This window comes from Embleya sp. NPDC050154 (assembly GCF_044460165.1).
Classification (GTDB): domain Bacteria; phylum Actinomycetota; class Actinomycetes; order Streptomycetales; family Streptomycetaceae; genus Embleya.
The window spans coordinates 45126-69198 of record NZ_JBITJP010000024.1 but is presented as its reverse complement, the minus strand read 5'-3'; the positions used below and the strand labels follow the sequence as shown (position 1 = coordinate 69198).

The following is a 24073-nucleotide window of genomic DNA, read 5'->3' as shown; positions in this document are numbered from 1 at the left end:
GTGAGGACACGCGTTCGAGGATCAAACCGGCCCGCAGCCCGAAATCAACCCCCCACCGCTTCGCGGTGAACCGCATCGCGCAACCGCTCCACCAGCAATTGCGGCTTGGCCGACCCCCACACGTTCCGGCCGAAGGCCACCCCCGCACCACCCGCCTCGACCACCCCGCGAGCCAGCGCGACGACCTCGTCCTCGCTGTCCGACTTCGGCCCGCCCAGTGCAACGACCGGCACCGGACACGCCGCGACCACGGCGGCGAACTCCTCGGGCCGGCCAGGGCACACCGTCTTGACGATGTCCGCGCCCAGTTCCGCGCCGATCCGCGCCGCGCGGGCCACGTTTTCCGTGGTCCACGGCACCGCCTTGCCCCACCCACCGGGGATCATCTCGGCCATCACCGGCAGGCCGAGCTGTTCGCACTCCGAGGTGAGCCGGGCCAGCCGTTGCAGCGACAGGTGTTCGTCGGGCGCACCGGGAAACGCCAGCACGACCACACAGTCCGCGCCCAGCTTCAGCGCCTGCTCGGGCAGGTGCATGATGTCGGTGACGTCACCGGGCGCGAAGTCGCCCAACTCCGAGGCGCCGCCGTCGATCCGCAACACCAGCCCGGAATCGGCGAACGTGTCCGCGTAGGCCCGGGCCAGATGCCAGGTCGCCAGCACCGCGTCCGGCCCGCCGGCCGCGATCTGCGCCATCGGCTCGCCCAGCGGCGGCCCCTCGCCCATGTAGGCGGCGTGGTCTATCGCGACGAACACGGCGCGGCCGTCCGCGCCGAACATCCGGCGCATCCGGCGGAGCTTGCCTGCCCCAGTGGCGGAAAAGGTGTGCACAATCGTTCCCTTCGATGGTCGATGGTCGATGGTTGGCGGCAGTGATCAGCGGTTCTCGGTGCCGGCGACCTGCCGCTCGAACTCGGCGCCGTCCCAGTAGTCCACGCGATGCGCGATCAGGTCGGCCACCACACGCAGTCGGAAAACCCCACGGATCCGCACCGGTTCACCGGTCGTCGAACCGCGCGGGCGAAAGGTCATGGTGTACGCGAGGGCGGCCCGATCACCGTCCACGAGCAGGTCCTCGACGGCGTAGCGCAGACCCTCGAACTCGGCTAGGAACACCGGCAGTCGCTCGCGGTACGCGGCCCGCCCCCGCAGGCTCCGGCCCAGCGCCGAGGTGTGCTCGTTGTGGAAGTCCTCGCTCACACACGCCGCGATCTGCTCCGGATCACCGGAGTTGAGCGCCGCGACATACGCCTCGACGGCCTCCCGGGTCCGCGCCGGGTCGCTCACGCGTCGGCCCGGTCGCCCCGGCCCACCCGATCGTCCCGGTCCGCCCGGTCGCCCCACAACTCGCGGACCTCCGCGAACACCCGCTGGTTGTGCGAGATCTCGACGACATTGCCGTCCGGGTCCTTGAGCGCGCAGATATAGCCCACCGGCGGCGGCACGTCCATCGGCTCCCAGTGCAGGCATCCGGCCGCGCGGGCCCGGTCCGCGATGGCGTCCACGTCCTCGCGGGCGGCCACCTCCATGCCCAGGTGCGCGAACGGCGTCAGTTGCGGCTGCGGGTTGCCCCGGTCCTTGTCGAAGGCGACCAGGACCAGCACGAACGGGGTCTGGACCTGGTTGGGGTTGGACAACCACGCGTTCGAGCCGGCGGCATCGCTGTGCCGTGAGACCACCACCAGCGGGGTGAAGGAGGTGTAGAACTCGATCGCCGCCTCCAGGTCGGACGACGGCAGCGCGATATGGGTCCAGCGGGCCTCGGTCAGCGTCGGTTCCATCGCGGTGGCTCCTCTCACGTTCCGGTGTGTCGGGGTTGGTGCACTCTGCGGCGAGACGCACGCGAAGGGTCGGTCGATGTCATCGACCTCGGTCGATGGGCCAATCGTCCGTCGGCCGATCGGTCAAACCGACCGCGGCCGATCGGTCAAACCCACCGCGGTCGATCGGTGAACCGACCGTCGGCCGATCGGCCGGGCAGACCGTCGACCGCTCACTCGATCGGCCCGTCGAACTCGTCCGCCGCCAGCGGCGTGGCCACGTCCTGCCGGATCTGGCGCATCATGTGCTGGGCACGGCCCTCCCACGCGCTGGGCGGACCGACCCGATAGAACGGCGAACGCAGGTTCTCCATGAGCACGGTCACCATGTCCGTATCCTCCTTGTTCGTCAGCTCCAGGTTGACCAGCTCGCGCTCCTGGAGCCCGATGTCGTCGGTCAGCCCGTAGATCCGGGAGAACAGCCGGGTCCGGTCCGGCGCGAGCGGGTCCGCGCGGACCATGATGAGCTGGGACGCGTAGGGCAGCGGCGTCAGATTGGGATAGATGAACTCCGCGTAGCTCCCGCGCAGGTCCTCCTCGCCCAGGTCGGTGCGCCCGAGCGACATGTCGTACGCGTCGCTGTGCGGCTTGTACCCGCTGGTGGTCCGACCCTCGAAGCGCACGATGGTGTCCATCTGCTTGCGCACCTTGTTGAGCCGCCGGTGCACGAACCGCACGTGGTAGTCGTCGTTGGAGTTCTCCACGAACGCCTTCCAGTTGAACGGGTACTCCTCGTCCAACTCGCGGTGGTAGCGGTGGTACTCGCCGATCTTGTACGCCGTGTAGCGCGGCAGCAGCGGCGCGATCCACTCCTCGAACGTCGGCGCCTTGTGCGACAGGCACGCGAACACCAGCTTGTCGAAGGCCACGTGCACCCGGATCGGCACCAGGCCGTACTGCTGCACGGGGAAGTCCGGACCGTACATCCGGTTCATGTCCGGAATCGACAGCAGCTTGCCGTCGAGACCGTAGGTCCAGGCGTGGTACGGGCAAGCGAACGCCTTGCCGCAGTTGCCCGCCGCGCCGAACGCGACGCCCGAGGCACGGTGCCGGCAGTTGTTCAGGAAGCCCTTGATCGAGCCGTCCCGCTGCTTGACCACCAGGACCGACTGGCTGCCGATCCGTCCGGTGATGAAGTCGCCGGGCCGGCGCAGGTCCTCCGTGTCGCCCAGCCACACCCACGAGCGGGCGAACACCCGGATCATCTCCAGGTCGAACAGGTCCCGGTCCCAGACCTCCCACGGCTGCAACATCTCGCTCGGCAGGGGAGCGACCACGAGCCCGTCGCCCTCTCGCGCCGCCGCGGTCCGGCGAAGTTCCGCCACCCGCTCGTCCAGGGCAAGTTCCGCAGCCCCAAGCTGGTCAGTCGGCACAGCTTCCTCCCCGTCACCTGGGATGTTTGCGATACGACCGAAGGTAGGCGCCGGGAAACGGCCCCGATATGTGCTTGAGGCACGAACAAACGGCCCGTGCGCTGCGCCGGGACCACATCGGTGCACACGCGCCGCCGTGCCAGCCTCGGGGGAGGACGTCCGATGATCACCTTTGGAGGGCACCCGTGGAGTACACCTCGCTCGGTCGCACCGGCATGCGGGTCAGCCGACTGTGCCTGGGCACGATGATGTTCGGCGCGTGGGGCAACCCGGACCACGACGCGTGCGTCCGGATGGTGCATCGCGCGCTCGACGCCGGGATCAACCTGGTGGACACCGCCGACGTGTACGCGTTCGGCGAGAGCGAGGCGATCCTGGCCAAGGCGCTCAAGGGGCGGCGTGACGACGTCGTGTTGGCGACCAAGTTCGGCGAGGCGATGGACCCGGACGCGCCGCTGCACCGGGGCGCCTCCCGACGCTGGATCATCCGCGCGGTCGAGGACAGCCTGCGCCGCCTGGACACCGACTACCTCGACCTGTATCAAATGCACCGCCCCGACCCGAGCGCCGACCCGGACGAGACGCTCGGCGCGCTGAGCGACCTGATCCGCCAGGGCAAGGTGCGCGCGATCGGCTCCTCCGCACTGCCCGCGGAGGCCATCGTCGAGGCGCAGTGGGTGGCCGAGCGGCGCGGGCACGAGCGCTTCACGGTGGAGCAACTCGCGTACTCGGCGTTCGCCCGGCATGCGGAGACGGCCGCACTGCCCACGTGTGGGCGGTACGGCCTGGGCGTGCTGGTGTTCAGTCCGCTCAATGGCGGCTGGCTGACCGGCAAGTACCGTGCGGGGCAAGCCGTTTCGGCCGATTCGCGGGCCGTGCGCAACGCCGAGCACTTCGACCACGCGGACGCCGCGGTGCGGGCCGCGAAGACCGCGCTGGTCGAGGAGTTCGCCGCGATCGCCGAGGACGCCGGCTGCTCGCTGCCGGAACTGGCCCTCGCCTTCGCGTTGGCCCACCCGAACGTCACGTCGGCGATCATCGGCCCGCGCACCGAGGAGCAACTGGAGTCCCAACTCGGCGCCTGCGACGTGCGGTTGACCCCTCAGACGCTGACCCGCCTGGACGCCCTGGTGCCCCCCGGCACGGACGTCAACCCGGCGGATTCCCCCTACCCGCGCCCGATCCTGCACCGGGGCTGAGCTCCGGCCCGCCCGGGTGGGGGAACGCCTCCGCCGGTCCGGCGGCCTCCCACCGCCGACCGAACTGCCGACCGTCTACCGCCGGCCGCCCAGGCGGGCGCGCAGCAGGTTGGGGTCGGCGGCCGTGAAGAAGGCAGCGCTGAGCACATACACCTCGCGCCCGCGCACCGCGACGGACGTGGGGTTCTGCAGCCCGTCGCCGGCGACCAGGACGGTGCTCACGGCGCCGTCCGATCGCACCCGCACGACCCGGTTCGGGGCGTTGACCGCGGCGAGCAGCTCGTCGCCGGTCCCGGTGAACGCGATGTCGTCGATGCCGGCCAGGCCGGATGCCTTGACCTGCGGCGTTCCGGCGCGGTTGTCGGCGCGAATCGGAATGCGCAGCAGGGTGCCCCGGTCCAGATTGGTCACCCACAACGCGCCGTCGTGGACCTTCGCGCCGTTGGCCCCGAGGAATCCGGTCGAGGCGAGTTCGGGGGCGGTGGACCACGCGGTCGGCGTGCCGCCCGCGACCGGGACGGTCCAGATTGTGCCGAGCACCGAGTCGGCGATGTAGAGGCGCTTGGCCTGCGGATCCAGGGCCAGACCGTTGGGCACGCCGTCGGCGGGCAACGCGGCGATGCGCCGGGGGGCGCCGCCGGGGCGTATGCGCCACAACCCGGTCAGGTCGGCGGTGCCGGCCGCGTACAACACGTACACCGTGCCGTCGGAGGTGCGCACGATGCCGGTGGCCATCGGCGCGTCGAGAGCCGGCGGGTGCGCGCCGCCGTCGGCGGGCGCGGGCAGGGTCGCCAGGATGCGGGTCGTGCCGCGTGCGTCGACCCGGGCCACCTGGCGGCTGCGGGCGAAGGTGATGTACGCCGAGCCGTCGGGCGACAGGCTGATGTTCTCCGCCTGCTGCCCTGCTGCCCTGCGGCCAGGTCGAAGTGCGCGGCGATCCGGACATCGGTAAGCGGCCTGCCGGTCACCGGCGCCGCGCCGGCCGGAGCGGCCGTGACGAAGCGTAGGTCCGCAGCCCGACGTCCTCGGGTCGCAGGCCACCGCGGCGGGCGCGGAGGAAGTCGGCGAGATGCCCGTTGGTGTTCATGCAGTCGAGTATGCGAACCGTCGACGCCCGGCGCCGCACCCTGCGGGGGTACGGGTCCGCAGGGCGTGGATACGCCCGTACCCGCGATCAGGTGCGGATCGTGGGTACGGGCGTACGGGCGTACGGCCGTCCGGTGCGGCGTTACCTCACTTCTCCCACATCACGATCTGGTTCCCCCACGGGTCCAGGAACGAGGCGTGGTGCCCGCCGAACTCCTCCCAGAAGCACTGCTCCCACAGCGCGGTCGCGCCCAGCAGCACGGCCTTGTTCAGGTATTCGCTGGGTGCCGCGTCGACCAGGATGTAGACGCGGGCGTGCAGACCGGCGCGCGCCTGCTGGGGCAGCGGCGCCGGGTCGGGCACCTGGGCGACCTCGTCGTACAGGCCCAGGTGCAATCCCTCTCCGGGGACTATCTGGTGGAAGACGCCCTGCGGGCGCGGGTTGATGGTCCAGCCGAACAACTCGCGGTAGAACTCGGTGGTGGCGTCGACGTCGGGCGTGGGCATGTCGACGAAGACCAGGGTGTTGGTCATGCGGGGGTCCTTTCCGGGGGAACTCGGGTGTACCGAACGGGATGTGACGCGGCATCGGACTCGGGATCCGACGCGGGCTCAGACCTGGTGGGCGTGCCCGTGGGTGAAGTAGGTGCCCTTGTCGCGCCACAGCACGACCTCGTTGCCCCACGGGTCGCGGAACGCCGCGTAGCGGGCCTCGAACTCGGCCCACGGCTTCTCCTCCCACAACACGCTCGCACCGGCCGCGACCGCCTTGTCGAGGTAGACGGGCGGCTCGTCGACCATCACGTAGATGCGCGGCACCGGCCCCACCGCCGGGCGCGACTCGCGGCGGATCCCGAGGTTGGGCTTGACCCCCGGGAGCACCTCGCTGAACTCGCCGGCGGGTCGCCGCTTGAAGTCCCAGTCGAACAGCTCCGCGTAGAACGCCGAGGTGGCCTCCACGTCGGGGGTCGGCAGGTCCATGAAGATCACCGGATTGGGCACGTCGGCTCCTCGGAGGGGGTCGGAACGGGGGTGTCGGACGATGTGGGTGATGCGGCCAGGCGCGCCTGTGCGGCGTCGCCCAGTTCGAGGAAGCGGCGCAGACCGGCCGCGTACTCGGGGTGTGGGTGGGGATCGAGCACGGTCATCGCCGGTCGCGGCCAGTCGCCCGCCGACCCGGCACCGGGCGCGGGCCACCAGTGCGCCCCGGCGCCGGCCGCGAGCGCCGCGCCGTAGGCGGCGAGGTCGGTCTCCGCGGGCACCTCGACCGGCACACCCAGTACGGCGGCCTTGATCGAGCACCACAGCGGACTGCGCGCGGGCGAACCGGCGCAGACCAGCGTGTCCAGGCGGGCGCCCCGCGCGCCGAGTCCCGTCGCGATGTGCGCCAGGCCGTACGCGGTGCCCTCCAGCACGGCGCGGGCCAGCTCGCCGGGGCCCGCGCCCGCGCTCAGCCCGAAGACCTCGCCGCGCAGTTCGCGGTTCCATCGGGGCGCGCGTTCGCCCTCCAGATAGGGCAGTACCAGCACGCCGCGCGCGCCGGGCGGTACCGCGGCGGCCAGCGTGAGCAGGTCGCGCACGTCGCGCCCGGTCAGGTCGCGCAGCCACTCCAGGATCAGGCCGTGCGCGGCGACCGGGCCACCGACGATGTCGACGCCGGGCACCGCCGAGGGCAGCGCGTAGGCGTCCGCGGCGGGTGAGCCGGCGGCCACCGCGACGGCCAGGCCGCCGGTGCGCCCGCCGGGGTCCATCGCCCGGCCGGGCCGATCCAGGCCGCCCGCCCAGAACGCCAGGTACGCGTCCTGCGCGCCGGCCACCAGCGGGGTGCCCGCCGCGACGTCGTGCCCGGTGCCGACCGTGCCCACCACCGATCCGGTGGCCGCGATCGGTCCGTAGTCGGTCAGCGGCGGATCGCCGGGCCAGCGGGCCTGCGCGCGCTCCGCGCCGAACCGCGCGGCCAGCCAGTCGTAGAGTTGCCAGGCCCGCACGTCGGGTCCGTGCGCGGCGCGCAGCGCGGCGTGCTGCGCGTGGTGCTGTTCGACCGGTGAACCGGTCGCGCCCGCCGGGTGCCGGCAGGTCAGCGCGGCATCGGAACCGGTGTGCGGCACGCCGTCGGGAACGGTGGTCGGACTCTGCCCGCCCAGGCACAGCGCGGCGGGACGGGCCGCGCCGGGCACGAGCGCGCGCAACTTCGCGAGCGCCTGCGCGGTGGCCGCGAACCACGCGTACGGATCGGCGTGTCCGGGCCGCCAGGTCGCCGCGCCGGGGTAGCCGGCGGTGGTCGCGCCCAGGACTGCGCCGTCCGGGTCGAGCGCGAGGGCGCGTACCGAATTGCTCCCGACGTCGACGCCGACGACGACCCCGGGGGTGCCGGCCACGCTCAGCCGCCCACGAGGACGCGATAGACCGGCGACTCGGCGGCCAGTCGGAAGGCCGCGTCGACGTCGGTGAGCGCGTACGTCGCGGTGACCAGCGCGTCCAGTTCGGCGGCGAGCCGGCCCGAGGCGATGATCGCGGCGGCCTCGGTCCAGTCCTGCGGCTCCTGGCTGTACACGCCGACGATGCTCAGTTCGTGGTGGTGCACGTGGTCCGGGCCGACCCCGGCCAGGACGTCCTTCGGGAAGGCGCCGAACAGCACCACGGTGCCGCCGTCGTCGCACAGGGACAGCGCGGTCTCCAGCGCGCCCGGGGCACCGGCGGTGACGAAGACGACGTCCTGCTTCCCGCCGGCGGCGGCCTCCTCCGGGGTGCTCGTCCAATCGGCGCCGGCCTCACGGGCCTGGGTCAGGCGCTCCGGGCTGATGTCGATCAGCCCGACCGACGCGGCGCCCTTGAACCGGGCCAGGGCCAAGTGCAGGCGACCCATGTATCCGGCGCCGATCACCGCCACCCGGTCGCCCGCGCGCAGTCCGCCCAATCGGGCCGAGTGCGCGACGCACGCCAGCGGTTCGCCCATCGCGGCGTGCGCGATCGGCGCGTCGCCGGTACGGAACGCCTGGAGCGCCTTGACCTTGACGAACTCGGCGAAGCCGGCACCCATCGATATGGTGCCGTCGGCCAGCGCACCGCCCTGCGGTCGTTTGCACAGCGCGCTGCGCCCGCGCCGACACGACGTGCAGGTACCGCACCGGGTGAGCAGGTCGACGGTGACCGTGTCGCCGACGGCCGCGACTCCGGGCAGCCCGGCGACGGCGTCGCCGACCGCGACCACCTCGCCGGCGACCTCGTGGCCGGGGGCGACCGGGTAGATCGGCTTGGTGCCCAGGTAGAGCCGGCGCTCCATGGTGCACAGTCCGGTGCGCCCGACCCGCACGAGCACGTCCTCGGGCCCGACCTCGGGGACCGGCTCCTCGCGCAGATCGACCTGCTCGGGGGCGGTGACTACGGCAACTCGCATGTGGGGCTCCTCGGTTGGGGATTGGGTGGCGATCAACGGCGGGTGCGGAAATCGGGACGCGGGCGGCGGGCGAACTCGGTACGCGGGCGGCGTCGGAACCCGGGTCGCGGGCGGCTTCGGCACCCGGTACGCGGCCGCGCCGGCACTCAGGACGCGGGCAGCGTCGGCCACCGCGACCGCAGCGGTACGCCCGCCCGGGCGAGCAGCGCCCGGGACGCGCGCGCCGCCTCGGTGCGCAGCGCGCCTTCGTCGACGGTGACGCACACGTGGTCGCGGACCACGGCCCGTCCGCCGATCAGCACGTCGCGGACCGAGCGGCCGTCGCCGGACCACACCAACTGCTGGGCGATGTCGCCACGCGGGGTCCACTGGGGACCGGTGGCGTCGTGCACGACCAGGTCGGCGTACTTGCCGGGTTCCAGCGAGCCGACCCGATCGGCCATGCCGACCGCCTCGGCGCCGCCGATGGTGGCCCATTCCAGGGCCTCGGCGGCGCCGGGGCCGGTGGGGTCGACGGCCATGTCCTTGGCCAGGCCGACCGCGAGCGCGGCGGTGCGCAGCAGGTCGGCCGAGTCCGCGGCGTTGCCCGCGTCCGTGCCCAGCGCGAGCCGGCCGCCGCGGCGCAGCAACTCGGCATGCCGCCCGGCCCGGGTGACGCCCTGGCCCAGCCGCAGGTACGCCCACGGGCAGTAGGCGACCGCGCTACGGCTCGCCAACAGCGCCTCGATCTCGGCGTCGTCGAGCCACACCGCGTGCGCGAGCAGCAGGTGCGGGCCCAGTACACCCAGGTCGGCCAGGTGCAGTACGGGCCGGCGCCCGGTGCGCCGCAGGTAGTCGTCGGGGTCGGCGCCGGACGGCGACAGGTGCATCGTCATCCGCGCGCCGGTGCCCCGGGCCAGGTCGGCCGCGCCGGCCAGCAGTTCGTCCGAGGCCAGGCCGTGCCCGACCAGGGTGACCCAGGCCTCGACTGGGCCGCCCGCCGGGTAGGCGTCGACCAGCGCGGCGAGCCGGTCCAGCACCTCGGCGGCGGGCGCGGCGAACGGGGCGCCGGGCACGTCCCAGCCCCACGCGCCGATCCCGCCGCGCACACCGACCTCGGTCATCGCGGCGGCCACCCGGTGCGGGTGGGCCACGGTGCCCGCCTCGATGATCGTGGTGACGCCGTTGCGCACGCTCTCCACGCCGGCCAGCAGCGCGGACAGCGTGTCGTCGGCGGGTCGGTGCGCCGCGTGCAGCGGCACCGCCCAGGTGTCGACGGAGGCGCCCGGCGGCAGGTCGTCCGGGATCCGGGCGCGCGCCAGCGGGTCGCCGGTCTGGTGCAGGTGCGCGTTGACCATGCCGGGCGTGACCACGCAGTCGCTCGCGTCCAGTTCGGGGGTGCCCGGCCAGCGCGCCCGCAGCTCGCCGGTGGCGCCGACGGCCAGGATGCGCTCGCCCGCGACGGCGACGGTGCCGCCCAGCAACACCTCGCGGCGCGCGTTCATGGTGACCACGTCACCGCCCACGACCAACAGGTCGGGCCGCGTCGGCCCGGCGCCGTTCACGTTGCTCTCACCTGCGAACTCACCATGTCTGGGGACACTAGGCCCGGTGCCGTCCGCAGGCATCGTGGCCGGGAGCACAATCAAGTGGGCCCAGTACATGCCGGGGACACAATGCGAGCACAGGGCGACGAGGGCAAACCTGGCCTGGTGCCGCGCCCGGCGCCGGGCGACTTTCGCCGGCGCGGCACCGGTGCCGTGTCGGGCGAGGCATACCAGGTTGCGGCGCCCGGCACGGCGTACGGCTCGAAGGTTCGTCCGCCGCGTCCAGGGAGTTGCCGCATGTCCGACACCACCACCAGCGAGCCGCGCATCCGCGCCGACTGGCTGCGCCCGGACCCGTATCCGCAGTTGATCGGCGGACACGAGTCGTTCGACGGTGCGGCGCGGCCGGTGTTCGACCCCTCGACCGGCGGGCAGGTCGCCTCCTGGCTGGCGGCGAGCGACGCCGAGGTCGAGGGCGCGATCGCCGCGGCCCGGGCCAGTTTCGACGCGAAGGTGTGGCAGCGCATGCCGGGCCCGCGCAAGGCCGAGGTATTGGAGGCGGCGGCCGCGGCGATCCGCGCGGACGCGCCCCGGCTGGCCGCGCTGGAGGCGATGGACACCGGGAAGGCGGTCTCGGGGGCGCTGACCAACGACGTGTATGAGGCGGCCAACGCGTTCTCGTACGCGGCGGCGATCTGTCGCACCACGCACGGTGACGTGCGCCGCTCGTCCTTCCCGCCGGACCTGCTGCCCGGCGGCGGCCCGGACCTGTTGACGTTGCGGCTGCGCGAGCCGGCCGGCGTGGTGGCCGAGTTGTTGCCGTGGAACGGGCCGCTGATGACGGGCAGCCAGCGGATCGCCTCGGCGCTCGCGGCCGGGTGCTCGATCGTGGCCAAGCCGCCGGTGGACGCGGTGGTGACGCTGGTCGAGCTGGGCCGGATCCTGACCGCCGCCGGGCTGCCGGCGGGGGTGTTGAACATCGTGCTGGGCCCGGGCTCGACGGTCGGCGAGCGGTTGATCACCGACCGGCGGATCGACCTGATCAGCCTGACCGGCGGCACCGAGACCGGCCGACACGTGCTGGCCGCCGCCGCGCGCAACCTCACCCCCGTACATCTGGAACTGGGCGGCAAGTCGCCGGTGGTGGTGTTCGCCGACGCCGACTTGGACCAGGCGGTGGGCTGGGCGATGATGGCCGCGTTCGTGAACATGGGCGAGGTGTGCGTCGCGGGCAGCCGGCTGCTGGTCGAGGAATCGGTCTACGACCAGGTGGTGGAGGCGGTCGCGGCGGCGGCGGCCACCCTGCCGGTGGGCGACGCGCTGCATCCGGACACCTTCATCGGACCCTTGATCAACGAGCGCCACGCGGACCGGGTGCGCGGTTTCGTGAGCCGGGCCCTGGACGCGGGCGACGCCTCGGTGGTGGGCAAACCCGCCCTTCCGGACGGCCTCCTGCCGACCTATGTCGCGCCGACCGTGCTGGGCCGAGTGCGCCATGGGTGCGAGGTGGAGCAGGAGGAGGTGTTCGGGCCGGTGCTGGCCGCGATGCCGTTCCGCGACGAGGCCGAGGCGATCGCGCTGGCGAACGGCACCCGGTACGGCCTCAACGGCACGGTGTTCACCCGCGACATCGAGCGCGCGTTCCGCTTCTCGGACGCGCTGGACTGCGGCGAGGTCAACGTGAACTGCCATTTCGCGCCGGACATGAACGGCGGACGCGGCGAGCCGCGCCGGGCTAGCGGGTTCGCCCGGACCGGCGTGGACGCGTACACCCGCACCAAGGCGGTGAACGTCCAGGTGCACAGCGGGTGAAGCGTGGGGTTGTGCTGGGAGACCAATGACCACACCTGACCGAGCTTCATACCTTCTGATTGTCAGACCAACAGCCTGACCCACACCCTGAGGAGGCCCGATCGTGGCCGTTACCGGGATGAACCACGCGGTGCTGTACGTGCGCGACGCACACCGGACCGCCCGGTTCTACAACGAGGTGCTGGACTTCATCACCGTCATCGACGGCCCGCCCGGCAGTTACGTCTTCATGCGGGCCCCCGCCTCCGAGAACCACCACGACATCGCGTTCTTCACGATCGGTGCCGAGGCGGGCGACTCGCAGGCGGGCCGGCGCACCGTGGGGATGTACCACGTCGCGTGGGAGGTGCCCACGCTCGACGCGCTGGCCGAGGCCCGCGAACGCCTGGTGGCGGCGGGCGCGTTGATCGGCGCGAGCGACCACGGCGCGAACAAGAGCCTGTACGCCAAGGACCCCGACGGCCTCGAGTTCGAGGTCATGTGGCTGGTCCCGCCCGCGTATTGGGGCGACGAGGAGCACGAGGCGATCATCCGGCCGCTGGACCTGGACGCCGAGCGCGAGCGCTTCGCGGCCCTGGCGGGCGCGTAGTGCCCTTGCGGGCACCGGGGGACCGGATCCCGTTCGCCAAGGTCGCGCGCCGCACGATCTCCGAGGAGGTCCGTGACGCGCTCCTGGCGAGCGTGCGCGAGGGCGACCTGCGCCCCGGCGCCCAACTGCCCCCGGAACGAACCCTGTGCGAGCAGTTCGGGGTGGCCCGCACCTCGGTGCGGGAAGCGATCCAAGGACTCGTCTCGCTGGGTTGCCTGGTCAAGCGAGGCAACCGGTTCTACGTTGCCGAGCGACTGCCCGGGGTGTCCTTCGACGAGGACGACGGCCGCAAGCTGCGCGTGTCCGAACTGTTCGAGGTACGGCAGGTGACCGAGGTGGCCATCGCCCGCCTCGCCGCCATCCGGGCCGCACCCGACGAACGGGCCGAGATCAGCGAACTCGCGGCCGGCTTCGACGCACAGATGACCCTGGAGGCGTTCCGCCTCCAGGACCGCCGCTTCCACGCGGCGCTGGCCCGCGCGTGTGGCAACACCACACTGCGTGAGCTGTACGCGAAGGTGCTCGACGCGGTATTCGCGTCCGGCGACTTCGCCTCGCTCCTCGACGCCGAGGGCAACGCCGAGGCGGTGCGCCAGGTGATCGCCGAGTCCTGCCGCTCACACCGCGGCATCGCCGAGGCGGTCGCGGCCCGCGCCCCCGACGCCGCCGCACGCGCCGCCGCCGACCACCTCGGCGAGGTCGAGCGGCAGATGACCGCCCGGATGTTCTAGGACACGCCCTGGCGCGGTCGGCACGACGGCCGGCCCGTCCGAGGGAGCAATTGCGCGCATCTACCGGAGAGGACGGTCCTGACATGAGCGAGGTACAACGCGTCTGGGCCTTCGACGACAGCGAGTTCGTCGAGGTCAAGCCGGGATTCCGGCGCCGGGTCTACACCGGCGACGAGATGATGCTGACCCTGTGGCGGATCCGCGAGGGCTGCGGTCCCACCCCCTACGACGACCATCCCGAGCACGAGCAGTACGGCATGGTGCTCAAGGGCAAGCTGGACTTCCGGATCGACTCGGACGAGCGGCAGGTGCTCGGCCCGGGCGACGTCTACTGGGCGCCCAAGGGCTGCGATCACGGGGACAGCCTGTTCATCGGCGACCCCGAGCACGGCGAGACCTGGATCCTGGATATCTTCACCCCGCCGCGCGACGAATACCGCAACGGCTGATCCACGGCAGCGATCGCGGCACCGCACCCTCGCGGGATCGCGAACAGGCAACTCGGCACCACCACACCACTGTCGGACGGTAGCGGTCGCCCCAGGCGCCGCGCACCGACCCCCACCCGCTTCCGGGCCGCAATCCCCCGCGCAACCGGAACGGGCCCCTCCGCCGGACCGACATTCCACAACCCCGGCCCGCGGCACCGAACACCCGAGCCCGGCACGCCCACCGTGCCCGCCCGGGCCGCCGCGCACCCGTCGGTCCGTGTCGAACCAACGCGCCCTGATTCGTCTGGAGACCTTCCGATGAAGAACATGGTTCGAGTCATCGCGGCCTCGGTCATCATACCGGGACTGCTCGTCACCGCCTGTGGCGGTGGCTCCTCTTCCTCCTCCACCTCCGCCGGGGCGCCCGCCTCGGCCGGTGCGCCCGGCGCCGGCACCCTTCCCGCCAACGAACCCGACGTCAACAAGGACAAGAAGGTCGTCATCGGGGTGATGAGCCCCGGCGACACCAAGGACAAGGGCTACTACCAGAGCTTCGTCGACGAGGCGAACGGCTATGCCGACGCCAACGGGTGGAAGCTCGTCGTGGTCGACAAGATCAACCCGGCCAACGCGGTCCAGCAGGCCCGCAACCTGTGTCGGCAGAAGGTCGACATGATCGCGATCGGCGCCAGCGAGCTCAAGGACGCGCTCAGCGCGGCCAAGGAACCGCAGTGCAAGGGCATCGCCTGGTACATCAGCGGCGGCCAGGGCGTGACCCAGACCCCCGAGTTCACCCAGTCCCTCGACTACATCAACGAATCGCTCTACGTGGCCGGTTACGCGGCCGGCCTGATCCTCAAGGAGAACGGCGGCAAGAAGGCCGGCTACATCACCGGCCCCGACCTCCAGTTCGCCCGGGACGTGGCCAAGGCCTTCGAGGCGGGCATCAAGAAGGTCGTCCCGGACGCCGAGATGGTGCAGACCTACACCGGCGACTTCAACGACTCCGGCAAGGCCAAGGAGGCCGCCCAGGCGCAGATCAGCCAGGGCGTCAAGGTGATCTACCCCTACCTCGGCGGCGCCACCGACGTGGTCACCCAACTCGCCAACGAGAAGGGCGTCCCGGCGCTCACCCCCGGCACCGACCGCTGCTCGACGCCGGGCGCGCAGTACGCGGTGTCGGTGATTTTCAGCCCCGGCGCCTACTTCGCCGGCGCGCTGGAGGACTTCAAGAAGGGCACCCTGCGGATGGGCGTGGCCCGCGAATGGCACCTGGGCAAGGACCCGGTGCCCACGGTCAAGCTCTGCAAGCCCACCGGCGACCAGGAGCAGCAGCTCAAGACCCTGATCCAGGACATCGGCAGCGGGAAGGTGAAGGTCGATGAGGCCGTCGCCGCAGGCAAGTGACACCGCCGTGACCACCCCCGACCCACGACCCCGGGCCGCCCCCGAGCACCCGGCCGCGCCGTCCGTGCTCACCGTCCCCGTCGTGCAACTGCTCGGCATCGGCAAGCGGTTCGGCGCGGTGCGCGCGTGCGAGGACGTCTCGCTGCGGGTGCAGGCCGGCGAAATCCACGGCCTGCTCGGCGAGAACGGCGCGGGCAAGAGCACCCTGATGAAGATCCTGCTCGGCCTGGTCGTGCCGGACACCGGCCGCATCCTGCTGCGCGGCGAACCCGCCACGATCACCGACCCCTCGGCCGCCGCGGCACACGGAATCTCCATGGTGCACCAGCACTTCAGCCTGGTGGACCGGCTCAGCGTCTGGGAGAACGTGGTGCTCGGCGACCGGGGCCGGGTGGACCGGGACCGGGCCCGTGCGCTGGTGCGTGACGTGGGCGGGCGCTACGGCCTGGAGGTGGACCCCGACGCGTGTGTCGAGGACCTGTCCACCGGCCAGCGCCAACGCGTCGAGATCGTCAAGTGCCTGCGCCGCGACCCCGGTGTGCTGATCCTGGACGAGCCGACCTCGGTGCTGACCCTGGAGGAGTCGCGCGAACTGTTCACCGTGCTGCGCCGGGTGGTCGCCGACGAGGGCAAGGCGGTGATCCTGATCAGCCACAAGCTGGACGAGATCGTGCACGCCACCGACCGGGTCACCATCATGCGCCAGGGGCGCGTGGTGGCCCGGCGGGCCACCGCCGACACCGATGTGCGCTCACTGGCCCGGGAGATGGTCGGGCGCGAACTGTCCAAGTGGACCGCCGCGTCGGCGGTCGGCGCGCTGGACGCGCTGATCGAGCCCGGCACCGGCACCCCGACCGGCGGGGAAGCGCTGCTGGACGTACGCGAACCGGCCGCCGAGCCCGTCCCGGAGCCCAGGCCGCCGGCCGGCGAGGTACGGCTGCGGATCAGCGACGCGCACGCGAGCACCACCGACCGACGCCCGCTGCTGCGCGGGCTGACCCTGGAGGTGCGCGCCGGCGAGATCCTGGGCATCGCCGGCGTCGAGGGCAACGGCCAAGCGGCGCTGGGCGATCTGCTCTCCAGCCTGCTTCCGCTCAGCGCCGGCCGGGTGGAGGTGTGCGGCGCGCCGGTGGCCGCCGGCCGGCCCGGCGCGATGCACGCCGCCGGGGTCGGCATCGTGCCCGAGGACCGACACGTGTCCGGTTGTGTGCTGGACATGAGCGTCGCGGAGAACCTGGTCCTGGCCGACCTGGCCTCGGTCACCCGCAAGGGACTGCTGAGTCGGCGCCGGATGGCGGCGCGGGCCCGGCAGTTGATCGAGGAATTCGAGATCGCCACCCCCTCTCCGGACACCCCGATGCGACAACTGTCCGGCGGCAACCAGCAAAAGGTGGTGCTGGCCCGCGAACTTGCTGCCCAACCAGCGGTGTTGGTTGCCGCACAACCGACCCGCGGTCTGGACATCGGCGCGATCGAGTACATGACCGAACGGCTGCACGCCGCGGCGCGTTCCGGCATCGCGGTGCTGCTGCTGTCCACCGAACTGGGCGAGATCCTCACACTCTCGCACCGCGTCGCGGTCATCCACCGAGGCGCCGTCGTCGGCGAGATGGACCGCGCCGACGTCGACACCGAGCGATTGGGCCTGCTGATGGGAGGCCAGGCGGCATGACCTCGACCCTGACATCCGAACGCGCCCCGGCCGTCGCCGCCCCGTCGGCCGGCCCTCGTCGCCGACCCCGGATCGCCGATCTGGGCACCCCGCTGCTGTACGCGGCGTCGTTGTCCACCGCACTCGTCCTGGCCGGCCTGCTCATCGCACTGGTCGGCCAGTCCCCGTGGGACGCGGCGAGCGCGATGTACGACGGCAGCCTGGCCGACGGCGCGGCCATCGGGCAGAGCATCGACCAGGCCGCACCGCTGCTCCTGGTCGCGATCGGCTCGGTGATCGCTGCCCGCGCGGGCATCTTCAACATCGGCCAGGAGGGCCAACTCCTGGTCGGCGCGAGCGTCGGCGCCGCGATCGCCCTGTTCACCCCCGGCCCCGGCGCGCTCGTGCTGATCCTGGCCCTGCTCGGCGCGGCGGTCGGCGGCGCCCTGTGGGCGGCCATCGCGGCCCTGCTCTTCTACTGGCGCGGCGTCGCCGTGGTGATCAGCACCCTGCTGCTGATCTTCGTGGCGAACCAGGCCGTCTCGTACGCGGTCAACTCGCCGTCGTTGCTGCGCGAGAAGGCGGTGCCCGGCCAGGTCACCACGTCGCAGTCGGACATGCTGGCGGAGTCGGTCTGGTTGCCCCGGATCGGCGAGTACCCGAACTTCAACATCGGCGCGGGCATCTTCATCGCGCTCGTGCTCGCGGTCGGCACCTCGGTGGTCCTGGTGCGCAGCCGGCTCGGCTTCCGGGTGCGGATGCTCGGGCTCAACCCCAAGGCCGCGCATCGGGCCGGTGTCGGCGCGGTGCTGATCGGCGGCGGCGCGCTGCTCGCCTCGGGCGCGTTCGCCGGCCTGGCCGGCGGCGTGATGCTCACCGGCAGCGGCCACCGCATGCAGGACGGCTTCGCCGACAACGTCGGCTTCGACGGGCTGCTGGTCGCGCTGGTGGCCCGGGACAAGCCGATGCTCGCCGTGCCCGTCGCGCTGTTCTTCGGGGCACTGCGCGCCGGCGGCGGCTTCCTGTCCGCGACCGGCGTACCGCGCTACATCGTCGCCGTGGTCACCGCGCTCCTGGTGCTGGCCACGGTCTTTCCCGCCGCCTACGCCGAGGTGCGCCGCCGGCGCGCCGTCGGTGCGGCCTGAGACCGGGAGGTTGACATGATCGACGACCTTGCCATGGTCCTTGCCAGTTCGGTCCGCCTCACCGTGCCACTGGCCTTCGCCGCGTGCGGCGAGTACATCGCCGAACGGGCCGGCACGATCAACATCTCGGTCGAGGCGATGATGCTCGGCGGCGCGTTCAACGCCGTATGGGGCGCCTCGTTGACCGGATCCGCGTCCTTCGGACTGGCGTTCGGCATGGTCGCCGGACTGGTCATCGGGTTTGTGCACGCCGAGTTCAGCCACCGCCTGTCGGTCAACACCTACGTGGTCGGGCTCGCCCTGAACGCGCTCGTGCTCGGCCTGACCAGCTTCCTGCTCGACTCGGTCGATCTGACCGGGCATCAGGTGGACGCGGTGAACATCCCGATCCTGTCCGACCTGCCGCTGCTGGGACCGGTGTTGTTCGCCCACCGCTGGCCCGCCTACCTGCTGGTGGGGGTGATCCCGCTGGTGTGGTGGCTGGTCCAGCGCAGCCGATTCGGTCTGGAACTGCGCGCCGCCGGGGAGAACCCCCAATCGGCCGACGTGACCGGGATCGACGTGCGTCGCCGGCGCCGGCAGAGCGTGCTCCTGTGCGGCGTGCTCGCCGGACTCGGCGGCGCCTACCTCGCGGTCGGCGAAGTGGGCGCGTTCAACCAGAACATGACCGCGGGTCGCGGCTTCGTGGTGATCGCCGCGGTGATCTTCGGCGGCTGGACGCTGCGCGGCACGATGGCCGGCTGCCTCGTGTTCGGTGCCGCCGACGCGATGCGGCTGGCGCTGCCCGCGCTGGGCGTGCACCTCAACTCGCAACTGCTGATCGCCGCGCCCTATCTGTTGGCGTTGCTCGCGATGATGTTCCTGGCCAAGACGCACCGTCAACCGGCCGCACTCGGGGCCCCGTTCGTGCGGGGGATCGTGTGAGGGCCGTTCTACACCGGGGACACGGCGGCCCCGAGATCCTGGAAGCTGCAGCACTGCCCGATCCCGAACCGGGCCCGGGCGAAGTGCTGATCGCCGTCCGCGCCGCCGCGGTGAACCGGCTCGACCTGTTGCAACGCCGCGGTCCCGGCCTGCTGCCCGGCTTCACCCTTCCGCACGTGCCCGGGATGGACGTCTCCGGCGACGTGCTCGCCATCGGTGAGGGGGTGCGCGAACGCCGGGTCGGCGACCGGGTGTTGGTCAACCCGGCGCTGCACTGCGGTGGATGCGCCGCGTGCCGGGCGGGGGAGGACGCCTGGTGCGCGGCACTGCGTGTGGTGGGCGGCAACCGACCCGGCGGCTACGCCGAGTTGATGGTGGTGCCCGCCGGCCGCACCCACCCGATCCCGGCGCGTTGGGAACACGAGGCCGCGGCGAGCCTGCCGACCGCGTATGGCATGGCCTGGCAGGGCCTGGTCGTGCGCGGCGGCCTGCGCGCGGGCGAGACGCTGATGGTGCACGGCGCGGGCAGCGGGGTCAGCATCGCCGCGGTGCAGCTGGCCCGGGCCCTGGGCGCCCGCGTCGTGGTCACCTCCGGCTCCCGGGCCAAACTGGACCGGATGGCGGCGCTGGGTGCCGACGTGCTGATCGATACCCGCAGTTCGGATCCGGTTGCCCAGGCCCGGGCGGCGACCGGCGGGGCCGGTGTGGACCTGGTGCTCGACCATGTCGGCCCGGCGCTGTTCCAGGCGTCGCTGCACGCGCTGCGCCCGCGCGGCCGGTTGGTGTTCTGCGGGGACACCACCGGCACCGAGGCGACGTTCGACCTGCCGCACGCCTTCCACACCGGGGTCACGCTGCTGGGCGCGGGCTCGTGCGGCGCGGCGGACTTCGAGACCATGATCGGGTTCTGTCTGGAGCGGGGGCTGTTCCCGGTCCCGGACACCACCTACCCGCTCGCTGACGCCGCCGAGGCGCATCGCCGGCTGGCGGGCGGCGCCGCGTTCGGCAAGATCACCCTGCTGCCCGGCAGTTCGGCATGAGCCCCGCCGAGGCCCTGCTCGTGCTCGTGGCGGGCCTCGGCGCGGGCACGGTCAACACCGTGGTGGGCTCCGGCTCGCTGCTCACCTTTCCCGTCCTGCTCGCGCTCGGCTACCCGCCGGTGGTGGCCAACGTGTCCAACACGGTCGGGCTCACCCCCGGCTCGATCAGCGGCGCGCTCGGATATCGGCGCGAACTGGCCGCGCAGTCGGCGCGGTTGCTGCCGCTGTCGATCGCCGCGGTGCTCGGCGGGGCCAGTGGCGGCCTGCTCCTGCTCGGCCTGCCACCGGGCGCGTTCCGCGCGGTGGTACCGGCCCTGATACTGCTCGCCGCGCTGTTGATGGCCGTCCAGCCGTGGTTGTCCCGGCGCCTGCGCGCCCGTCGCGAACGACACGCGGACCCGGAGCACGACACGGGCACGGGTACCGGCGTCGGCCCGGCCCTCTCCGCCGCGGTGTTCACGGTCAGCGTGTACGGCGGCTACTTCGGCGCCGCGCAGGGCGTGTTGCTCCTGGCACTGCTGGCCACGGTGCTCGACGAGGACCTGAACCTGCTCAACGGTCTGAAGAACCTGCTCCAGGCCCTGGTCAACCTGGTGGCCGCGCTCCTGTTCACCCTCACCGCCGACGTGGCCTGGATCCCGGTCCTCCTGCTCGCCCTGGGCTCGGTGGCCGGCGGCCGCCTCGGCGCACTCCTCGGCCGCCGAGTCCCGGCCCCGGTCCTCCGCACCCTGGTGGTCGTAGTCGGCACAACGGTAGGCATCGCCCTGCTGCTCACCTGACCCCCAAACCCTTCCCCTTCACCCACCCCCCAGCCACATCCACCCGCCCGACCCGCCCCCACAAGGCTCCCGCCGCCCACGACACGCCCTCGCCCATAACCCGACCCGCCCGCCCGACCTCTCGCCCTCGCGAGCCGATCCGCCCCGCGCGCCCGACCCGGCCCCCACAGGGCTCCCGCCGCCCACGACACGCCCTCGCCCATAACCCGCTCCACCCCGCCGCCCGACCTCCAGACGCACCCGCGAGCCCATTCGCCCGTCCACTCCCCTTCCGACCCCATCCCACTCACCCGGGCCACCTCGCCTGCTCGAGCCGCCCACCCACCACGCGCCCCACCCACCACGCGCCCCGCCATTCACGATGCACCCCGCGACGACGCGCCGCGCCCACAACGCGCCCCGCCACCCGTAACGCTCACACCCCCCGCCCGCCCGACCTCTCGCCCCCACGAGCCCATCCGCCCCGCCCCCCGACCCGGCCCCGACAAGGCTCCTGCCGCCGACGACACGCTCTCGCCCGCAACCCGCTCCGCTCCGCGTGACGCGCACCCCCTGCCGTCCGACCGATCCGTCTCCCTGAAAGAAGGACTCCCATGCTCCGCTGGCTCACCGCAGGTGAATCGCATGGACCCGCGCTCACCGCCGTCCTGGAGGGACTGCCCGCCGGGGTGGAGATCTCCTCCGCCGATCTGGCCCGGGCGCTGGCCCGGCGCCGCCTGGGCAATGGTCGGGGTGCGCGGATGCGGTTCGAACGCGACGAGGTCGAGTTCAACGGCGGCGTCCGGCACGGGGTGACCCAGGGCGGCCCGGTCGCGCTGCGTGTGGCCAACACCGAATGGGCCAAGTGGGCCGAGGTGATGGCCCCCGACCCCACCGACGCCGACGGCCGGCGCTACGACGAACCGGGTCGGCTCCCGGACCGCGGTCGCGGCGCCGCGCTGACCCGGCCCAGGCCCGGGCACGCCGACCTCGCCGGCATGCAGAAGTACGGCTTCGACGACATCCGCCCGGTACTGGAGCGGGCCAGCGCGCGCGAGACGGCTGCCCGGGTGGCCATCGGTGAGGTGGCGCGCGCGTTCCTGGCCCAGACGCTGGGCGTGGAGATCCTCAGCCACGTGGTGCGGATCGGCGCGGTTGCGCTGCCCGGGGCGCTGGTGCCCGAACCCGGCAGCGGGGGCGCGATCGACGCCGACCCTGTGCGCTGCGTGGACCCCGACACCGCCGCCGCGATGAACGCCGAGATCGAGGCCGCGCACAAGGACGCCGACACGCTCGGCGGCGTGGTCGAGGTGGTGGTGTACGGCCTGCCGCCGGGCCTGGGCAGCCACGTGCACTGGGACCGGCGCCTGGACGCCCGGCTCGCCGCCGCGCTGATGGGCATTCAGGCGATCAAGGGGGTCGAGGTCGGCGACGGCTTCACGACCGCGACCCGGCGCGGCTCGGTCGCGCACGACGAGATCACCCCGGTCGCCCCCGGCCGACCCGGACCCGCCCGGGTGCGCCGCGAGACCGGACGCGCGGGCGGCATCGAGGGCGGCATGACCTCCGGCGAACTCCTGCGGGTACGCGCGGCGATGAAGCCGATCTCCACCCTGTCCCGGGCGCTGGCCACCTTCGACGTGCGCACCGGCGACCCGGCCAAGGCGATCGCCCAGCGCAGCGACGTGTGTTCGGTGCCCGCCACCGGCGTGGTCGCCGAGGCGATGGTCGCGCTGGTGCTCGCGGACGCGGTGCTGGAGAAGTTCGGCGGGGACAGCGTGGCCGAGACCCGCCGCAACGCCCAGGCGTACCTCGCGGCCCTGCCGGTGACCGTCGCCGACGCGTGAGCGCGGGTGTCGAGCCGCAGGCGACCGATGGGCTCCGGGGCGATCACCCCGGAGCCCATCGGCGGGTCAGCCCTCGGCCGGCGCGCCCGCGAGCAGCCGCTCGCGCAGGCCCGGGTCCAGCGCCGCGTCCACGCACGTCCAGGCCATCGCCAGACCACCGTCCAGCAGCGCCCGATCCGCGGCGGGCCGCACGGCGTACGCGGCGAACTCGGCCTGGTGCAGCCCGACGGTGCCCGAGTCGATCGAGACCAGTGGCTGGATGGCGGGAATCGCCAGCGACACGTTGGCCATGTCGGTGGAGCCCGCCTGCCGGTCGTCGACCGCGGTCACCGGTGGGAACTCGCGTCCCGCGGCCAGTGCGTTGCGCTCGTACGCGGCCAGCAGGTCGCCGTCGTGCCGGAACTCGGAGTACGCGGGCGAGGTCGAGGAGATGGTCAGCCGCGACCGGGTCGCCACCGCGCCCGCCTGGAAGCACTCGCGCACCCGCGCCTCCAGATCGGTCAACCCGGCCAGCGTCGCGGCCCGCACGTAATAGGCGGCCTCGGTGTGCTCGGGGATCACGTTCGGCACCTGACCGCCGGTCGTGGTGATCCCGTGCACCCGCTGATCCGGCGTCATGTGCTGGCGCAGCAGCCCGATCGCCACCTGGGCCACGGTCAGCGCGTCGGCGGCGTTGACGCCGTCCTCGGGACACGCGGAGGCGTGCGCGGCCCGACCGTCGTACTCGACGTGCAGTTGCGCGCGGGCCAGGCAGGTCGGGTCCAGGCGCTCGCGCGGCGAGGGGTGCACCATCATTGCCGCGTGCACCCCGGCGAACGCGCCGCGCTCGAGCATGAGCACCTTGCCGCCGCCGTTCTCCTCGGCGGGGGTGCCCAGCACCCGCACGGTGATGCCCAGGTCGTCGGCCAGCGCGCCGAGCGCGAGCGCGGCGGTGGTCGCGGCGGAGGCGATCACGTTGTGCCCGCACGCGTGCCCGATGCCCGGCAGCGCGTCGTACTCGGCACAGATCCCCAGCACCAGCGGTCCGCTGCCGCGTTCGGCGACGAAGGCGGTCGGCAAATCGCAGACCCCCGGGGTGACGGTGAAGCCGTGCTCGCTCAGTTGCTCGCCCAGCCAGCCGCACGCGCGTTCCTCGGCGAAGCCGAGTTCGGGGTGGCCGTGCAGTCGGTGACTGAGTGCAACCAGATCGGGGGCGGCGGCTTGCACCGCCGCCTGGGCAGCGGCCTTTGCGCCGGCCGCGAGGTCGAAGGCTCGCATGCGCGCATCCTGCCCCAGGAAAGACGTAACGGGAAGTGACCGATCGAAGTATCTATTCCGCGTAACAACGACCGGATAAGG

At 72.7% G+C, this 24073-nt stretch carries 23 protein-coding genes; 12 read left to right on the top strand and 11 right to left on the bottom strand.

From position 1 onward, the window contains the following. Nucleotides 1-44: 44 nt before the first annotated feature. From ACIBSV_RS38050 to ACIBSV_RS38035, 4 genes are all read right to left on the bottom strand, one after another. On the bottom strand, nucleotides 45-788 hold the full coding sequence (locus ACIBSV_RS38050; RefSeq protein ID WP_395871413.1) for a class I fructose-bisphosphate aldolase: 744 nt from the start codon (nucleotides 786-788) through the stop codon (nucleotides 45-47). Nucleotides 789-875: 87 nt separating this feature from the next. Continuing rightward, nucleotides 876-1286: a nuclear transport factor 2 family protein gene (locus tag ACIBSV_RS38045; RefSeq protein WP_395871411.1), complete on the bottom strand. Its 411-nt coding sequence runs from the start codon at nucleotides 1284-1286 to the stop codon at nucleotides 876-878. Next, nucleotides 1283-1780 carry a VOC family protein gene (locus ACIBSV_RS38040; RefSeq protein WP_395871409.1) on the bottom strand — a complete coding sequence of 166 codons (498 nt, stop codon included), beginning with the start codon at nucleotides 1778-1780 and terminating at the stop codon, nucleotides 1283-1285. The genes ACIBSV_RS38045 and ACIBSV_RS38040 overlap by 4 nt, the downstream gene beginning before the upstream one ends. A gap of 212 nt (nucleotides 1781-1992) precedes the next feature. Next, nucleotides 1993-3192, bottom strand: coding sequence for an aromatic ring-hydroxylating dioxygenase subunit alpha (locus tag ACIBSV_RS38035; protein WP_395871407.1), 1200 nt, complete (start codon nucleotides 3190-3192; stop codon nucleotides 1993-1995). A 185-nt stretch (nucleotides 3193-3377) separates the two neighbouring features. Between ACIBSV_RS38035 and ACIBSV_RS38030 the strand changes: the two genes are divergently transcribed. After that, complete coding sequence (locus tag ACIBSV_RS38030) at nucleotides 3378-4391, top strand: aldo/keto reductase (protein WP_395871405.1); 1014 nt, start codon at nucleotides 3378-3380, stop codon at nucleotides 4389-4391. A 75-nt stretch (nucleotides 4392-4466) separates the two neighbouring features. On the opposite strand, the gene ACIBSV_RS38025 is transcribed toward ACIBSV_RS38030, so the two are convergent. From ACIBSV_RS38025 to ACIBSV_RS38000, 6 genes are all read right to left on the bottom strand, one after another. Next, entirely contained in the window at nucleotides 4467-5222 is a 756-nt protein-coding gene (locus ACIBSV_RS38025; protein ID WP_395871403.1) for a hypothetical protein, read from the bottom strand. Between the two features lie 402 nt (nucleotides 5223-5624). Further along, nucleotides 5625-6011: a VOC family protein gene (locus ACIBSV_RS38020; protein ID WP_331771502.1), complete on the bottom strand. Its 387-nt coding sequence runs from the start codon at nucleotides 6009-6011 to the stop codon at nucleotides 5625-5627. Nucleotides 6012-6089: 78 nt separating this feature from the next. After that, nucleotides 6090-6479, bottom strand: a complete 390-nt coding sequence (locus ACIBSV_RS38015) for a VOC family protein (RefSeq protein WP_395871400.1) — start codon at nucleotides 6477-6479, stop codon at nucleotides 6090-6092. After that, complete coding sequence (locus tag ACIBSV_RS38010; RefSeq protein ID WP_395871398.1) at nucleotides 6464-7855, bottom strand: FGGY-family carbohydrate kinase; 1392 nt, start codon at nucleotides 7853-7855, stop codon at nucleotides 6464-6466. Before ACIBSV_RS38010 ends, ACIBSV_RS38015 begins: the two co-directional genes overlap by 16 nt. A 2-nt stretch (nucleotides 7856-7857) precedes the next feature. Beyond that, the gene (locus ACIBSV_RS38005) at nucleotides 7858-8874 is read right to left on the bottom strand and encodes a zinc-binding dehydrogenase (protein WP_395871396.1); all 1017 of its coding nucleotides are present in this window, start codon (nucleotides 8872-8874) and stop codon (nucleotides 7858-7860) included. 146 nt (nucleotides 8875-9020) lie between these two features. Beyond that, entirely contained in the window at nucleotides 9021-10418 is a 1398-nt protein-coding gene (locus ACIBSV_RS38000; RefSeq protein ID WP_395871394.1) for an amidohydrolase family protein, read from the bottom strand. 279 nt (nucleotides 10419-10697) lie between these two features. On the opposite strand from ACIBSV_RS38000, the gene ACIBSV_RS37995 reads away from it, so the two are divergent. From ACIBSV_RS37995 to aroC, 11 genes are all read left to right on the top strand, one after another. Beyond that, complete coding sequence (locus tag ACIBSV_RS37995; protein ID WP_395871392.1) at nucleotides 10698-12212, top strand: aldehyde dehydrogenase family protein; 1515 nt, start codon at nucleotides 10698-10700, stop codon at nucleotides 12210-12212. A 103-nt stretch (nucleotides 12213-12315) separates the two neighbouring features. Next, nucleotides 12316-12801 (top strand): VOC family protein, encoded by a 486-nt coding sequence (locus tag ACIBSV_RS37990; RefSeq protein WP_395871391.1) that lies wholly within the window; start codon nucleotides 12316-12318, stop codon nucleotides 12799-12801. A 5-nt stretch (nucleotides 12802-12806) separates the two neighbouring features. Then, on the top strand, nucleotides 12807-13532 hold the full coding sequence (locus tag ACIBSV_RS37985) for a FadR/GntR family transcriptional regulator (protein WP_395871389.1): 726 nt from the start codon (nucleotides 12807-12809) through the stop codon (nucleotides 13530-13532). Between the two features lie 83 nt (nucleotides 13533-13615). After that, nucleotides 13616-13981: a cupin domain-containing protein gene (locus ACIBSV_RS37980; RefSeq protein WP_331771510.1), complete on the top strand. Its 366-nt coding sequence runs from the start codon at nucleotides 13616-13618 to the stop codon at nucleotides 13979-13981. Nucleotides 13982-14290: 309 nt separating this feature from the next. After that, nucleotides 14291-15370 (top strand): BMP family ABC transporter substrate-binding protein, encoded by a 1080-nt coding sequence (locus ACIBSV_RS37975; protein ID WP_395871386.1) that lies wholly within the window; start codon nucleotides 14291-14293, stop codon nucleotides 15368-15370. Then, entirely contained in the window at nucleotides 15345-17042 is a 1698-nt protein-coding gene (locus ACIBSV_RS37970) for an ABC transporter ATP-binding protein (RefSeq protein WP_395871384.1), read from the top strand. The genes ACIBSV_RS37975 and ACIBSV_RS37970 overlap by 26 nt, the downstream gene beginning before the upstream one ends. After that, entirely contained in the window at nucleotides 17039-18166 is a 1128-nt protein-coding gene (locus ACIBSV_RS37965; RefSeq protein WP_395871382.1) for an ABC transporter permease, read from the top strand. Before ACIBSV_RS37970 ends, ACIBSV_RS37965 begins: the two co-directional genes overlap by 4 nt. 15 nt (nucleotides 18167-18181) lie before the next feature. Then, on the top strand, nucleotides 18182-19090 hold the full coding sequence (locus ACIBSV_RS37960) for an ABC transporter permease (RefSeq protein ID WP_395871380.1): 909 nt from the start codon (nucleotides 18182-18184) through the stop codon (nucleotides 19088-19090). Then, the gene (locus ACIBSV_RS37955) at nucleotides 19087-20130 is read left to right on the top strand and encodes a zinc-binding dehydrogenase (protein ID WP_395871378.1); all 1044 of its coding nucleotides are present in this window, start codon (nucleotides 19087-19089) and stop codon (nucleotides 20128-20130) included. The genes ACIBSV_RS37960 and ACIBSV_RS37955 overlap by 4 nt, the downstream gene beginning before the upstream one ends. After that, nucleotides 20127-20909 (top strand): sulfite exporter TauE/SafE family protein, encoded by a 783-nt coding sequence (locus tag ACIBSV_RS37950; protein WP_395871376.1) that lies wholly within the window; start codon nucleotides 20127-20129, stop codon nucleotides 20907-20909. The genes ACIBSV_RS37955 and ACIBSV_RS37950 overlap by 4 nt, the downstream gene beginning before the upstream one ends. Before the next feature lie 593 nt (nucleotides 20910-21502). After that, nucleotides 21503-22735 carry a chorismate synthase gene (gene aroC / locus ACIBSV_RS37945; RefSeq protein ID WP_395871374.1) on the top strand — a complete coding sequence of 411 codons (1233 nt, stop codon included), beginning with the start codon at nucleotides 21503-21505 and terminating at the stop codon, nucleotides 22733-22735. 66 nt (nucleotides 22736-22801) lie between these two features. Here aroC and ACIBSV_RS37940 read toward each other — a convergent pair whose 3' ends face one another. Then, the gene (locus ACIBSV_RS37940; protein ID WP_395871372.1) at nucleotides 22802-23992 is read right to left on the bottom strand and encodes a M20 family metallopeptidase; all 1191 of its coding nucleotides are present in this window, start codon (nucleotides 23990-23992) and stop codon (nucleotides 22802-22804) included. Nucleotides 23993-24073: the final 81 nt, after the last annotated feature.